This is a genomic window from Acidovorax sp. NN32 (assembly GCF_057597245.1).
In genome coordinates this window covers 4,310,760-4,324,929 of sequence record NZ_CP199679.1, presented here as the reverse complement: position 1 = coordinate 4,324,929, position 14,170 = coordinate 4,310,760, and the positions used below count along the sequence as shown (strand labels likewise).

Genomic DNA, 14,170 nt, shown 5'->3' with positions numbered 1-14,170 from the left:
CAGGCACCTCTGGCACCCTACCGAGGGTGCCCCGCAGTCTGCTGTACAGCCACCATGGGAGCGTACACAGTTGCCGCAATGCCTGCATGAACGCGTCAAGGAACAGTCGGCGATTTCTCTCTACCTTCAGGAGCGGATTCAGCCAGCAGATGTACTTGGTGCGGTGTCACCCCCAGCAGATATTCTCGGTCCCCGTGCCGGACCAGGGCCACTCTCTCTCGCCCGCCAAGAGATATTTGTTGCACGACCTGCAGCACGGCTTTACCACTTTGATTTCGCGCGATGCCGGTGCGCTGCAGCACCTTCAGAAGTATCCAGGCCAGGGCCAGCACGAATGCCAGTGCCAGTACGGTACCCAGCACTCCGGCCAGTGGGGCTGCGGGCGCGTCAGCTACGCCAAATGGCGCAGTATTCGGGAGCACCACGCTGGCAGTGGTCTGGGGGCTCGTCACCTCGATCAATTGGGCAGGGGCAGTGCCTTCATAAGGCTGTGCGGTGTCTGTAGGTGAATGCTTGTTCATGATGCAGTGTCAGTGGCCGCTCTGGATCGCCACCGCCTGGGAACATAGCGGGCAAAGCGGTTGGTTCTCCAGCCCCCGGGGGTGGCGGCTGCGCCCGCTGCGTCATGGGCCGTAGAGAGCGGGTACCGGGTCAGGTCTTCACCAGGAGCGGGGCGTCGAGGACGGCGCGGTTCTGACTCTGTGGAAGACTTCGCATGCGAGGTCTGCGAGGCACGTTCGAGTTCATAGCGCACATCTTGCGCCCACAGGATCACGGTCGCGATGATGTCGAACAGCTCCGCAGGAATGACGTCGCCGGGCTCTGTGTCGGCCAGCAATTGACGGGCGATTTCGATGTTGCGCAGTACGGGAACGCCGGCCTCCTGCGCGGCGGTTCTCATGGCCAGAGCATCATCGTCCTGTGCCTTGGCAATGACCGTGGGCACCGGGCATCGGTCGCGGTGGTAGTCGATGGCAATCGCGACATGGGTGGGATTGACCACCAGCACATGGGCGTTAGCTGCCGCCTTGTTGGCGCCTTGCTGAGCCCACTCCTGCTGCAGCTGCTTGCGATGGCCCTTGAGATGCGGGTCGCCTTCGGCGTCCTTCATTTCCTGGCGTATGTCGCGCATGCTCATGCGCATCTTCTTCATGAAGCTGTAGCGTTGCCATGCCAGGTCCAGCGCCGACATCAGGAGAAACGCGCCCGTGACCCATGCCAGCAGCGTCCAGCTGGCTTGCCAGAGAGCCGATCCCACGGCCTCTGGCTTCGCGCGCGCAAGCAGTGGCAGATCGGGCAGCAAGTCCTTCAGCGCAATCCAGGCAATGACGGCCACGAGCACGGTCTTGAGCAGTGACTTGAGCAGCTCGACCAGGTTGTCCAGCGAGAACATGCGTTTGAGGCCGCTGGCGGGGTTCAGGTGTTCTGCCTTGGGCCAGATTTTCTCCATCGTCAGCACAGGGCCGGTCTGCAGAAACTCCACCAGGACGCCGACCACCGCAACGGGTACCACCACCAGCCCCACCAGCAACAGCAACGTGCGCAGCGCTTGCCACCCCAATTGGGCGAGTGCCTCAGAAAAAGGGATCTGCAATCCCCACAGGCTCAGTTCAATCAGTGACGTCATCTGCTGCCCTACCATCGGCAAGGCCACAGTGGCTAGCAGCAGCACGGTCAGCAATGTTGCTGTCGCTGTCAGGTCCTTGCTCTTGGAAACCTCGCCCTTTTTCCGGGCGTCCTGAAGCTTCTTGGGTGTCGGCTTTTCTGTCTTGTCGCCACTGTCGTCTTGACCGGCCATGGGCGGAGAGTCCTGTTGGAAATCGGGTGGGGCCGCAGGCCGTGCTGGCCCAGGGCTCAAGGCGCTGCAGCATCACGGGGAGGCTTGGCAACGGTGCGGAAACTGAAGTGTCGGGCAGTGTGCCAACGGTCACATGAATGTTGAAACAGGATGCAAGTGAAAGCACGTGCCCGCAATGGGCGTGCGTTGCATCTGTGTTTCGTTGCTGACAAATGGATACGTGAAGCAGCACTTTTTGCCACAAATTCGAAAGGCTGAGCGGAAACACTAGCTCTACCTTGTTGCGTTCGTGTCTGAGTCTGCTTCTAAAAGCGAAAGTCTGTTTGTGCGTTCCCCATCGTCTCATCGTGTTCATCTGCTTGCCCGGCGTTTGTTGGTTCGGCCCTTGGCGAGGCTCCCTGGGATGTGGTTCCTCATGGGGACTTGCGGACTGGGCCTTGGGGGCCTGACCCACGCTGCACCTGGACCTGCGGTCTTGGCGCCAGCGCCGACAGCCGCATGTGCCGTCGGGTGGGATCAGTTGTTGACACCCGCGCAACGGGACGCCGAAGCGCTTGTTCGCGGTTGCCAAGTGTCTGCCGCCAAATCCGGCAAACCAGTTCTGGCTGCGCAGATGGGGTTGTATCGCCACACCTCGTCGCGTCTGTTGCCTGTCGGTGCAGGCGCCCGCACAGCGCAGCCTGCCATGACCGGCAAGCTCCCGCCCCGCACAGCCATGCCATCGCGCAGCCCCGACGCCCAGCCCTTGCGAACCAGCAGCCCCGTCGGGCTGGCACCTTTGGTAGACCGCACCGCGCAGGAGCACGACATCGACCCGTTGCTGCTGCACTCCATCGCTCGCGTGGAGTCCCGTCACCAGCCCGATGCCATCTCGCATGCAGGAGCCCGAGGCTTGATGCAGGTGATCCCCCCGACCGCGCGCCGTTTTGGCGTGGAGGGCGCAGAGCAACTGCACGACCCGCAGACGAACCTGCGGGTGAGCGCCCGGTACCTCAAAACCTTGCAGCAGCGATTTGGCAATGACCTGGAGTTGGTGCTTGCCGCCTACAACGCCGGTGAGGGCGCCGTAGAAAAACACGGACGCAAAATCCCACCCTACCGCGAGACTCAGGACTACGTCCGCAAAGTGCTTGCCGAATACGTGCTGCTGCGCGGGGTCAGCGCCAGGCAAGCGGGCCATGCCTTCACAGGGAAAGACTCGCTGTGAATTTGGCTAGCTATTTCCGGTCGGCCGCGCGTGCCGATCGCAGTGGTGGCGGGCTCGCGCGGTACACCGACATCGCCTTGGTGGCAGGCATCGTGGCCATCATCGCGCTCATGATCGTGCCGCTGCCGACCTGGGCCCTCGACACCCTCGTGGCCGTCAACATCTCGGGCGGGGTTTTGCTGCTGCTGCTGGCCATCTATGTGGCCAATCCGCTCGAATTTTCCGTGTTCCCCAGCGTGCTGCTGATCAGCACGCTTTTTCGGCTGGCGCTGTCGATCGCGACAACCCGCATGATTCTTCTGCACGGCGAAGCTGGCCACATCATTGACACGTTTGGGAACATGGTGGCGGGCGGCAATCTCGTGGTGGGCCTGGTGGTGTTTCTCATCATTACCGTGGTGCAGTTCATCGTCATTGCCAAAGGCTCGGAGCGCGTGGCTGAAGTCGCCGCGCGTTTCTCGCTGGATGCCATGCCTGGCAAACAGATGTCCATCGACTCGGACCTTCGCTCAGGCCTGATCGACAAGGACGAGGCCCGGCGTCGCCGTCGCCAACTGGAAAGCGAAAGCAAGCTCAACGGCAGCCTTGACGGCGCCATGAAGTTTGTCAAAGGCGATGCCATCGCGGGCATCATCATCATCATCATTAATCTGCTGGGAGGGCTGGCCGTGGGGGTGCTCCAGCAGGGAATGCCCATGTCGGCAGCGGCCATCAAGTACTGCATCCTTGCCATTGGTGATGGCATGGTGACGCAGATCCCCGCATTGCTGGGGGCCATGTCCGCAGGTCTGCTGGTGACGCGTACTACAGACGATGAGCATGACAAACATCTGGGCGACGCCATTGGTAGACAACTGACGGCCAAGCCCCGCGTGTTGCTGGTGGCCGGTGGCCTGAGTTTTCTTTTCGCGGCCGTGCCTGGCTTTCCCGCCGTGGTCTTTGGTCTGCTGGGTCTTGTGTTCTTTGGGGTTGGGGCCATGCTGACGCCCGCGTGGCGGGAGCGCTGGGAACGCTGGATCGGGCCGAAGCTGGTGGCTGTGCGCCGCAAGCCCGCGCACGCCCCCGAGTTGATGTTCACCGATGCCATCCCGGTGCGTCCCAACGTGCCCCTCCTACTTGAGTTGCCTGCCGGGCACCTGCGCGGCGAAGACAGCCGTGACCTGCTGCACGGCCTTGAAGGCGTGCTCGACCATTTTCAGCTGCACCTGGGCCTGCGTTTGCCGCGCATCGATGTGCACATGGTGCCCGCGCCACCTGCTCAGACGCCGGCGCCAGCGGTGCCGGGGTCTAGCGCACTGGCCCTCGAACCAGCCGCGCCAGCGCCTGCTTGGCGCCTGATGGTGCACGAGGTGCCGGTTGCCCAGGGCGACATGGTGGCCGACGGTGTTGCGGCGGCACTGGCCACGGCCGTGCGGGAAGCTCTCCGTCGCAACGCCGCGCTGTTCTTGGGCACGCAGGAAACGAACCTCTTGCTGACCCGTGCCAGCGCCGACCTGCCCGATGTGGTCAAGGAAACCCTTCGTGCTCTGCCTCTGGCACGGGTGGCTGAAATCCTGCGTCGCCTTGTGGAAGAAGAGGTGGCCATCCGCAACCTCCGCGACATCCTGGAGACCCTCGCCGATGCGGCCCAGCGGGAGAAAGATGTGTTCGCTCTGACGGAACTGGTCCGGATCGGACTCAAGCGCCAGCTGTGCTATCGCTACGCGCCGACCGGCCGCCTGGGCGCGCTGCTTATCGATCCCTCCGTCGAGGAGCTGCTGCGATCCGCTGTGCGGGTCAACGGCGGGGTGCAGCAGCTGGCGCTCGATCCCGCGCAAACCACGCAGTTGATTCAGAAATTCACGCAGGCCATCGCACATCACCGGCCAGCAGCCATCGTGACGGCGGTGGACATTCGCCGCCACGTACGCAAGTTGATCGAGATCGAGTGCTTTGACACTCCAGTGCTCAGTTACCACGAATTGGTTCCGACGCTGCACCTGGGCGTACTGGCCCATGTCGGAAAAGACGACGCCCCCATGTTACAGGGGGCGTCGTAGTAAGTCGGTCGGCAGTCGCCGACTGTTTTCAGGCGGAGTCTGTTCTTCAACAGCCTCGCCGATGAGCGTATGCGCTGATACCAACAATGAGTTCAAACAAGGGAGTGAGAATGGGAGTAGTAGCTAAGGGGAATTGGAGTCCGTTGCTGTCGGGGCCAAAGGCGGGCGCGTGGCGCGCCTGGGCGGCAGGCTGTGCGTTGGGTTGGGCGTTGTGCGCCACGGCGGTGCAGGCCTCGCCCATTCCTTTCGGGGAGAGACAGGTCGATATGACCGTGCGAGAGCAGCCGATTGCGGCGTTCTTGCAGGACTTCTTCGGGACCATGGATGTACCCGTGTCGGTAAGTTCTGGTGTCAAGGGCGCGGTCAACGGCGTGTTCCGAGGTACGGCCGAAAAAGTGTTTTCCAGCATCCAGCGCTCATTTGGGCTCATGGCCTACTACGACGGCGCCGTCGTGCACGTGTACACACCGGCAGAGGTCACGACACGCACCTTTGCCATGCGCCAGGGAGACGCTCGCCAGGTCATCAATACCGCGCGTGACATGAACATCATGGACTCGCGCAACACCCTGCGTGTGAGCCAGAGTGGTGGGCTCATCGCCAGCGGAAACCGACGGTTTGTAGACTTGGTCGGCGAACTGGCTTCAGGTCAGCAAAGCCAGTCCACCACGCTGGCTCCCGTGGGTTTCAAGGTGTACTACCTGAAATACGCATGGGCCCAGGATGTGAGTGCCCAGTACGGCGGCACCGTCACGGTCATCCCTGGTGTGGCAAGCATCCTGCGTTCTTTGCTGACAGCCCAGCGAGGTAACCCGTCACCGGCACTGACGCAGTATCGGGGCGCCTCTGAGCCGGGTCTGCGCGGCCAGGGCCTGGCTCGACAAGGCACGCTGGGAGCCGCTGGTGCCAACCCGATGCAGGCCTCTGCCGAAACCGTGCAGCAAGCCTGGGGCGGCCGACCGGGAGCCGTAGGAGGTGTGCAGGTGGCCACCGTGGACGCGGCGTTGCTGGAAGGCCTGGGCGCGGCTTCGGTCGCGAACCAGGCCCGTGTGGAGGCCGATACCCGTCTCAATGCAGTGATCGTGCGAGACCTCCCGGAGCGTCTGCCTTACTACGACGAGCTCATCAAGTCGCTGGACATTGAGCCCCAGGCCCTGGAGATCGAAGCCACCATCATCGACCTGAGCACCGACAAGTTGCGTGAGATGGGTATCAACTGGCGCCTGAGTGGCGACCGCTATTCCTTCCTGTTTGGCAATGGCACCGCCAGCGACGCCAGTCTGCTGGGCAGCACGCCGGTTCAGAGCATTACGCCGGCAGGCGAGGGCGGATTCATGTCCCTGGTGCTGGGCGGGCGCAACAACTTTGTGGCGCGAATCAATGCATTGCAGAACAAGGGCGTAGCCCGCATTGTTTCGAGCCCCCAGGTCATGACGCTGTCCAACGTCGAGGCGCTCTTTGACACCAACAAGAGTTTCTACGTGCGCGTGGCAGGTCGAGAGCAAGTCGATCTTTACAAGGTGTCGGCAGGGACCTCCTTGCGTGTCACGCCCCATGTGTTCCAGGAAGGCTCAGACGTGCGCATCAAGCTGCTCGTCCAGATCGAAGACGGCGGCATCAATGGAGCCAGCCAGGTTGATTCGATCCCCATCGTCGAGCGTTCCTCCATCAATACCCAGGCGCTGATCGGCGCGGGCGAGAGCCTGCTGATTGGCGGCATGGTCAAGGAGTCCAGCAGCGAAGGGGTTTCCAAGGTTCCATTCCTGGGCGATATCCCCCTGGCAGGCGCGCTGTTCCGCTCGAACAACGACCAGCAAGAGCGGGTGGAACGCCTCTTCCTCATTTCGCCCCGCCTCATCCCTGCACGGCGCGCGACCAATGCATCAGCACCCACGGGGCCACTGCGGCCCGGTGGCGCCGTGGCTGCCCCACCCATGCCTGTACTGGAAGAGACCACAACGTCTACCCGCAACCCCGCGACGGGCGATCCCAGGCCTGGCGTAGCCCAGGGGTTGGGTGAGCAGGCGCCGTGAACGAATCGAGCGAACGAGGCCCGCATGTCCGGGCCGAGGAGTACCGTGGAATGAGCACAGAAACTTTGTACGAACTGCGCGTTCTCAGCGGCGAGCAGCGTGGCGCATCTTCTGTCATTCAGCCTGGGCAGACGCTGCGCATCGGACAGGACTGGATCAATGAAGTCGTGCTTCAGAAGGCCGAAGGCGTTGCTGTGTTGTCGTTTTCGCCCACAGGCATCTTGGTGTTGCAGGTGCAGCAGGGCGGCGGTGCCGTAGCCCACAGGACGCTGGAGGCAGGCGCGCGCGCAGAGCTGGGCTTGTACGAGCCGTTCACTGTCGGAGGGATCCGGCTTGCCGTGGGTCAGCTCGGTGCGCAGCAATGGGCGCCGCTGTTCACCGACGCGGCACCAGACGGAGGTGCCACGTCGGCTACACCGCATGCGCAAGAGTTTGCTCCTGCTTCAGAAGCAGCCTCGGAGGCGCGTTCGCATGCTGGTATGGGTGCGTCTGCTTCGCAGGCCTCCTCTGCCGCAGCTACGCCAGCAAAGGACCCTGCAGCCATGGCGGCAGGCCAGACGTCCCCTTTGCAGCGCTGGCGCTCGCGCCTGATGCTGGGCGGCACCGCGTTGGTGGGTGTTTCTGTGTGCACCCTTACCCTGGCCTGGGCCATGGGGCCTTCCACCCTGAGTCCGCAAGAGCACGCCGCGAACATCCGCCAGACCCTGTCGCACCTGGGCATGCCCACACTGAATGTCGAGTCCCGCAGCGGGCAGCTGTACGTGACCGGGCACCTGGAGTCCCAGGCTGAAAAGACCCGTCTGGAAAAGGCGCTTGCAGACCGTTCGCCCGCCCGGCTATCGGTATGGGTCAATGAGCAGGTTGCAGCCAGTGTGGCCGAGGTCTATCGACTCAACGGCATCGCTGCGCAAGTGGAAGCTGCTGGTGCGGGGGTGGTGCGGGTGCGCACGGCGGTGTCTGATACGCGGCAGCTTGAGCATGTTCAGGCGTTGGCTCGCCGTGATGTGCCGGGCTTGCAGCAGCTGGCCGCTGTCAACGAGGCTCCCCCTACGCCGCCTCCAGCTGCATCGGCCATCCACGATCCTGGCAAGCGTGTCGCTGCCATCGTGCCCGGAGAGCCTGCCTACCTCGTCACCGTGGACGGCACCCGTTACTTCGAGGGGGCCATGTTGCCCAGTGGGCACCGCATTGTGGCCATTCTGTCCGACAAGGTGCAGATGGAACGCGAGGGCGTGGCCAGCGTCCTGTCGTTCTGAAGCCCTGCATGAACCGCTTCACCACCAGTGCATCTGGGCACCCAGGTGAGCCCACCGCACCACGTTTACCTCAAACCTTGAAACGTCACCGTGCCACATCGGTCCTCGGACCGACCCCTTGTTCAACCACCCCGCTGGCAATCACCGCCAGCACCACCTGCAAAGTAGGAGTCAGAGTATGAGCAATTCCATCAATCCGCTGGCCATGGTCGCCACCACTGGACTGAGCAGCTCCCAAAGCCGCAGCGGCAAAGGCGCTAGCTGGTTCGAGGTCATGGCCGATGCCTGGGGCAAGACCCTGGACGCCAAAGCGAGTGAAATCGAGGCCGCAGGGGATGCCCTGGCCGACGGCAACGACAAGCCTGCCCACATCACCCACATGACCATGCTGGCCCAACAAATGGGCTTCATGTCCAACAGTGCCCACACCTCCTTGCAATCGGTGGGCACGGCACTGGAAACCATGGCCCGCAAACAGTGATGTGGCGCTGACACCATGAACGCCACTACCACCATGGGCCTTTCGCTTTCGGGCGCAGACAGTGTCGGCGTCTCGGCGGGGCAGAGCCCCGTCCAAGCCGGCTATGGCATCTCATTGACCGACATGTCCGGCTTTCACGAGGCTATTGCGCGTGCAGAAGCGGGCGCGGGCAGCACGCTGCAGGCCCAGCCTGTGCAGGCAATGGGCGAGGGGATGCAGGCTCTCTTCAAGCCGCTCGAACACATCAACGCCGAGGCGGTCTCGCTGGAGGAGCATGCGCAAGCGGCCATGGCAGCGGGCAACGACATGACACCGGGTGAGATGGTCATGCTGACCGTCAGGGCGCACGAGTTCCTGTTCCACAGCCAGCTCACCGCCAACATCGCCAACCGCACCTCCGACGGGCTGCAGCAACTGTTCCGCCAACAGGCCTGACCGCCTGCCTTGACCGCTATATCGCATGAGACCGCTACTTTCTGCCAGAACGCTTCTGCGCACCTGCCCCATCCCCGGGGCCAACGCCCGCAAGGCCAGGACACCCTCCTGGCCCGCGCGGGTCCTCGTCACGGTCACGCTGGCACTCCTGGCCGCATGCTCTCAGCAGGAGCTGTATGGCCAGCTGACCGAGCGCCAGGCCAACGAGATGGTGGCCGTGTTGCGCAATGCGGGCCTGCATGCAGAAAAAGCGGCCTCGCGCGACGGCAAGGCCTTTGTCGTCAGCACCCGACCTGACGACTTTTCTCGCGCTGTAGAGATCTTGCACGCCGGAGGGTTCCCACGGGACTCCTTCGACACCCTGGGCCAGGTATTCAAGAAAGAGGGCTTCGTGTCATCGGCACTCGAAGAGCGGGCCCGCTTCACCCATGCCCTGTCGCAAGAGCTCTCGGCCACGCTTTCCAGCATTGACGGTGTGGTGCAGGCACGGGTACATGTCTCTGTGCCCGAGAAGAATCCCCTGTCCGACAAGCCCCAGCACTCGACGGCCTCGGTGTTCATCAAACACCGCCCCGGGGTCGACCTGAGCCAGCAGACGGGCAAGATCAAAGCCCTCGTAGTCAACGCCATGGAGGGGCTGCCCTACGACAACGTCACTGTTGCCATGTTCCCCGCCGAACCTATTCCACCGGCGGCCCCGCCGTCATTCCTGGGCGGTTTGTGGGCGCAGTATGGCGGCATGGTCATGCTGGTGGCGGGGCTGCTTAGCCTCATAGCGGCCGCCGTGGCGGCCATGGCCTGGTGGCAGCGCCGCCCTGCAGCCGCGGCAGCCTTGGCCGAGACCGGGCTGGCATCCATGGTCGGCGCCGCAGTGGCACCGCTGCGCCGGGGCGCCGCCGTTGCGGTCGCATCCCCCGCGCAGCCCCGTGTCGGCAGCGAGTCCTGAGATGCAGCCCGTGGACCTGGGTGAAGACTCGGCGTTGACCCATGTGGCCGCGCAGCGGCGCGCGCGGGCAGCGCTTGCGCGGCAGTTGCAGGCCGAGCCATTGAGCTGGCAGCAGCTCATGTTGTGTCCTCTGTGGGTGGCCGATCCCGCGCCGGCCCGCGATGCACTCAGCGCCTTGTCTGGCATCTACTGGCTCAAGGCGTCGCTGCGTGCCTGCATCGACGGGCGGCAACTCGCACCCCTGTCGCGCAGCGTTGGGGTCGGGCCCTTCCGTGCTGCCCTTGACGCTCCGGACACCCCGGAACTGCTGGCGCGGGCACCTCGGCCCCTGCTGCCGCCTGCCCACATGATCGTGTCGTACGTTCGTGCCTGGGGTCAGGCGATGCTGCTGTGGGGTTGCGTGCACGAACTCCAGGCGCGCCTTGCCCACCACCTTGGCTGGAGCGCCTCGCTGGCTTTGCTGCCCACGGTGGGCTCTAACCCTACCTGGGCCCAGTCCGCGTTAGAGCAGGCACATGCGGCCGCACCAGCGCTGGCAGCACCCGCCAGTGTTACCCCGCAGACCGAGCCCGTAACCCCGTAGCCCACACCGTCATGAGTTACCTGCTCACCCTGCACCAAGACGCCACCCTGACCCTGGCCACCACGGAACGTACCGTGCCGGCGCAGCACGTTCAGGCGCTGGAGAGCGCTCTGGACCTGGCCGCTGCGCTGCAAACGCTTACCAGCAGTGCCCGTGACGCGGCTGCGCAGGCGCAGCAGGCGGCCTGCGAGCAAGGTCACCGCGACGGTTTTGCCGTTGGGCTGGCACAGGCCCACCAGGAAGCGGCGGGACAGATTGCAGCAGCGCTGCAATCGCTGGCGCAACAGCACCAGCACCAGCGCGAAGAACTGCGCAGCGCCCTCGTCACGCTGGCCACTGCCATGGTGCGTTGCATGGCTTCGGCCCTGGCGCCCGATCAAGTGGTGACCGCCCTGGCGCTGCAGGCTTTTGAGCAGGTAGTGCCTCCTCAGCCCGTGCGCCTGCGCCTGCCCGCAGAGCTGGTCGAGCCCGTGCGCGCACAACTTGCCACGCGTGAATTGCCCATGCCCGTGCAATGTCTGGCCGACACAGAAATCCATGGGCTGGACTGCGTGGTGGAGTCTCAGGCTGGTGCGTTGCTGGCCGGGCTCGACACCGTCCTGGCAAGTGCTGCGCAGCGGATTGAAACCTCCCAGCGCCAGATGGCGGCCCCCGAAGCCAGGGCCGCCTGAGCGCGCCACCGATTTGCGACATGCACGCCGACGCTTCCCCCCGCCCTCTGCTCGATCCTGCCATCCTGGCCTCGCTGCGCTCCATGCAGCCGGTGGCTGCCCGGGGGCGGGTTGTGCAAGCCTTTGGCACCACATTGCGCGTGAGTGGATTGCGTGCCGTCATCGGCCAGCAATGCCTGATTCGTGACCCCGCGCAACCGCATGGCAACGTGCTGCGCGCAGAAGTCGTCGGGCTTCGCGAGCATGACGCCATTCTTGTGCCACTGGGGCACCTGCACGGCGTCTCGATGGGTGCCGAGGTGGAACCTCTGGATAGCGGAGAGCTCATTCCCGTGGGCGACGCCCTGCTGGGCCGCGTGCTCGATGCCTTCGGCACACCCCTGGATGGTCACGCCCTCCCGGCCCACCTGCCGCTTCGCCCCTTCCACGCCGAGCCACCCAACCCGCTGACCCGGCGGCCCATTGATACCCCATTCATCACCGGGGTGCGTGCGCTCGACGGATTGCTCACAATCGGTGAAGGTCAGCGACTGGGCGTGTTCGCCATGGCCGGGGGTGGCAAGTCCACCTTGTTGGGCATGCTTGCCAAGCTCGCACACAGCGATGTCAATGTCATTGCCCTGATTGGCGAACGGGGGCGTGAGGTCAGCGAGTTTCTGGAGGACAGCCTTGGCCCCCAGGGCCTGGCCCGCTCGGTGATCGTTGTCTCCACCTCCGACCGGCCCGCCATGGAGCGGCTGCGTGCCGCACAGACCGCCACCGCCATTGCCGAGCACTTCCGCGCGCAAGGGCGGCGCGTCCTGCTGATGATGGACTCCGTGACCCGATACGCCCGTGCGTTGCGCGAGATCGGCCTGTCGGTGGGGGAGCCGGCCGTGCGCCGGGGCTTCCCCCCCAGTGTGTTTGCAGAGCTGCCGCGCCTGTTCGAGCGGGCGGGTAACGATGCGTCCGGCTCCATCACCGCTTTCTACACGGTTCTGGCTGAAGATGAAGACGGCTCCGACCCTGTGGCCGAGGAGACCCGCTCCATCCTGGACGGTCACATCGTGCTTTCGCGCCAGCTTGGGCAAGCGGGGCACTACCCAGCCATTGACGTACTGGCCAGCGCCAGCCGCGTGTTCAACCGCGTTACCGATCGTGCCCACCAGGACGCAGCCCTGCGTGTGCGCGCACTGATGGCCAAACACGACGAAATCCGCTTCCTGCTTCAAGTCGGTGAATATGCGCCTGGCAGCGATGCACTGGCCGACGACGCCATCGCCGCCCAACCCGCGTTGCAGGCCCTGTTGCGACAGCGGCCCGACGAGGGGACTCCTTTCGAACAAACCCTCGCTGCGCTGCAGCAGTTCCAGCGGTGACTGTGACCAGCCTGCATACACATTGGGGGGCTCACCCATGACCGCCTCCGCCATGGCCCAGCAACTGGCTGCTGCCAGTCAGCTGCAGCGACTGCGTGCGTTGCGCGAGCGCAAAGCCTTGCAAGCCAGCCAACAGGCCGAGCGCGAGTTGCAAGCTGCCCAGCAAGTGGTGCGCGACCGCGAAGCCCAGATTCGCCAGCTCCAGGCCCGCAGGCTGGAGCTGCAGCACAGCCTGATTGGCCCCTACGCCGCCCGCATGGGGGTGGTGGCCGGCTACGCCAGTGCCGCACAGGAGGCGCTGGACGACCAGCTCGAACGCGCTGAATACGCATTGATCGATGAGGAAGAAGAGCTGATCAACGCGCGCACCCGCGCCGCCTCAGCCCGCACCGCGTGGCTCCAGGCTGTGGCCCAGCACCAGGCCAGCTCCACGCTACGCGATGACGCCCGCCAGAGCCTGCGGCGCGAACGTGAAACCACGCTGGAGCGGGAAGACCCCCCGCTGCGGTCAGTCCCCTGAGGAATGCCCCGTGAGTGACATCCGTCCATCGCCCCCTGAGCGCAAAACCTACACATCCGACACTGCCGCCCGGGCCTCACAGGCCGGCGGCTGGGTGCCTCCGCAGGCGCGGCGGGACTTTGATGCCGCCATCCGGCGGGCCGACGAACGCAGTGACAGCCGGCTCAAGGACCAGGACGACCCCGAACCCAACGACCTCTCTCACACCGAGGCTCCGCCCCCAGGCCCGTGGGGGCAGCTGCCGCCACTGACCGGGCACACCGGGTCGGCAGGGGAGGGCAGTACCCTTATGGGGGGCAGTGCAGCCCTCACCGCACCCGCCCAACCTACCGGCCTCCTGCCAGATTCTCTGCCCATGGCCCCTCATGCGGGCGCGCCCGGGGTGGGTACTCCGTTGCGCTTGCAAGTGCCGCTGGGCGGTGCCGAGGCCGCCACCCTGGCCCTGCGCTTAGCCCAAAGCGGCAACGGCCAGTGGCAGCTGCGCATGGGCACCAATGCCACCATCCGCCAGCAACTGACCCCGCACCTGGAGCGACTGCGCGACCGCCTGCGCGAACACAGCCACGGTCGCATGGACGACCTCGGATTTGACGATGACACCGTGGCCTGACACCGCCAGCCCAGCCGCAGTGGCGGCACCTGCCCCGCACGCCCCACCAGTGCCCGCGCCGGCGTGGCTCGTTTTTTGTGGCCCGGTAGGTGCACACCGGGCCGAGCTCTGGCTGCCGCTGCTGCCAGAGCCAGACCCTTGCCTGTGTGAATCTCAGCCCCAAGCCCCAAACCCGGATGCACCAACAGCCTCCTCAGGCACCACTGGTCGGGATGCCACCCAGCCTGCGCGCA

14 protein-coding genes are annotated in these 14,170 nt (G+C 64.7%); 12 read left to right on the top strand and 2 right to left on the bottom strand.

Translation table 11 applies throughout. From position 1 onward, the window contains the following. Nucleotides 1-95: 95 nt before the first annotated feature. Nucleotides 96-521 carry a flagellar biosynthetic protein FliO gene (fliO, locus tag ACT89O_RS19905; RefSeq protein ID WP_487260964.1) on the bottom strand — a complete coding sequence of 142 codons (426 nt, stop codon included), beginning with the start codon at nucleotides 519-521 and terminating at the stop codon, nucleotides 96-98. Further along, on the bottom strand, nucleotides 518-1,798 hold the full coding sequence (sctU, locus tag ACT89O_RS19900) for a type III secretion system export apparatus subunit SctU (RefSeq protein ID WP_487260963.1): 1,281 nt from the start codon (nucleotides 1,796-1,798) through the stop codon (nucleotides 518-520). The genes fliO and sctU overlap by 4 nt, the downstream gene beginning before the upstream one ends. Nucleotides 1,799-2,483: 685 nt before the next feature. Between sctU and ACT89O_RS19895 the strand changes: the two genes are divergently transcribed. The 12 genes from ACT89O_RS19895 to ACT89O_RS19840 all read left to right on the top strand — a co-directional run bounded on the left by ACT89O_RS19895 (nucleotide 2,484) and on the right by ACT89O_RS19840 (nucleotide 13,937). Further along, nucleotides 2,484-3,005: a lytic transglycosylase domain-containing protein gene (locus ACT89O_RS19895; protein WP_176886954.1), complete on the top strand. Its 522-nt coding sequence runs from the start codon at nucleotides 2,484-2,486 to the stop codon at nucleotides 3,003-3,005. Beyond that, nucleotides 3,002-5,044, top strand: coding sequence for an FHIPEP family type III secretion protein (locus tag ACT89O_RS19890; protein WP_487260962.1), 2,043 nt, complete (start codon nucleotides 3,002-3,004; stop codon nucleotides 5,042-5,044). Before ACT89O_RS19895 ends, ACT89O_RS19890 begins: the two co-directional genes overlap by 4 nt. Before the next feature lie 266 nt (nucleotides 5,045-5,310). Next, nucleotides 5,311-7,077 (top strand): type III secretion system outer membrane ring subunit SctC, encoded by a 1,767-nt coding sequence (gene sctC, locus ACT89O_RS19885; protein WP_487260961.1) that lies wholly within the window; start codon nucleotides 5,311-5,313, stop codon nucleotides 7,075-7,077. A 50-nt stretch (nucleotides 7,078-7,127) separates the two neighbouring features. Beyond that, a complete protein-coding gene (locus ACT89O_RS19880; protein ID WP_487260960.1) occupies nucleotides 7,128-8,333 on the top strand; it encodes a SctD/MshK family protein in 1,206 nt (401 codons plus the stop codon). A gap of 178 nt (nucleotides 8,334-8,511) precedes the next feature. Continuing rightward, nucleotides 8,512-8,814, top strand: a complete 303-nt coding sequence (locus tag ACT89O_RS19875; RefSeq protein WP_121421082.1) for a hypothetical protein — start codon at nucleotides 8,512-8,514, stop codon at nucleotides 8,812-8,814. Between the two features lie 15 nt (nucleotides 8,815-8,829). Beyond that, entirely contained in the window at nucleotides 8,830-9,249 is a 420-nt protein-coding gene (locus tag ACT89O_RS19870) for a hypothetical protein (RefSeq protein WP_233573465.1), read from the top strand. Nucleotides 9,250-9,274: 25 nt separating this feature from the next. Further along, nucleotides 9,275-10,195, top strand: coding sequence for a type III secretion system inner membrane ring lipoprotein SctJ (gene sctJ, locus ACT89O_RS19865; protein ID WP_487260959.1), 921 nt, complete (start codon nucleotides 9,275-9,277; stop codon nucleotides 10,193-10,195). 1 nt (nucleotide 10,196) lies between these two features. Continuing rightward, complete coding sequence (locus ACT89O_RS19860; RefSeq protein WP_487260958.1) at nucleotides 10,197-10,778, top strand: hypothetical protein; 582 nt, start codon at nucleotides 10,197-10,199, stop codon at nucleotides 10,776-10,778. A gap of 11 nt (nucleotides 10,779-10,789) precedes the next feature. Further along, nucleotides 10,790-11,449: a FliH/SctL family protein gene (locus ACT89O_RS19855; protein WP_487257395.1), complete on the top strand. Its 660-nt coding sequence runs from the start codon at nucleotides 10,790-10,792 to the stop codon at nucleotides 11,447-11,449. Between the two features lie 20 nt (nucleotides 11,450-11,469). Beyond that, a complete protein-coding gene (locus ACT89O_RS19850; protein WP_487260957.1) occupies nucleotides 11,470-12,807 on the top strand; it encodes a FliI/YscN family ATPase in 1,338 nt (445 codons plus the stop codon). Between the two features lie 37 nt (nucleotides 12,808-12,844). Further along, a complete protein-coding gene (locus tag ACT89O_RS19845) occupies nucleotides 12,845-13,327 on the top strand; it encodes a hypothetical protein (RefSeq protein ID WP_487260956.1) in 483 nt (160 codons plus the stop codon). A 10-nt stretch (nucleotides 13,328-13,337) separates the two neighbouring features. After that, nucleotides 13,338-13,937: a hypothetical protein gene (locus tag ACT89O_RS19840; RefSeq protein WP_487260955.1), complete on the top strand. Its 600-nt coding sequence runs from the start codon at nucleotides 13,338-13,340 to the stop codon at nucleotides 13,935-13,937. Nucleotides 13,938-14,170 lie beyond the last annotated feature (233 nt).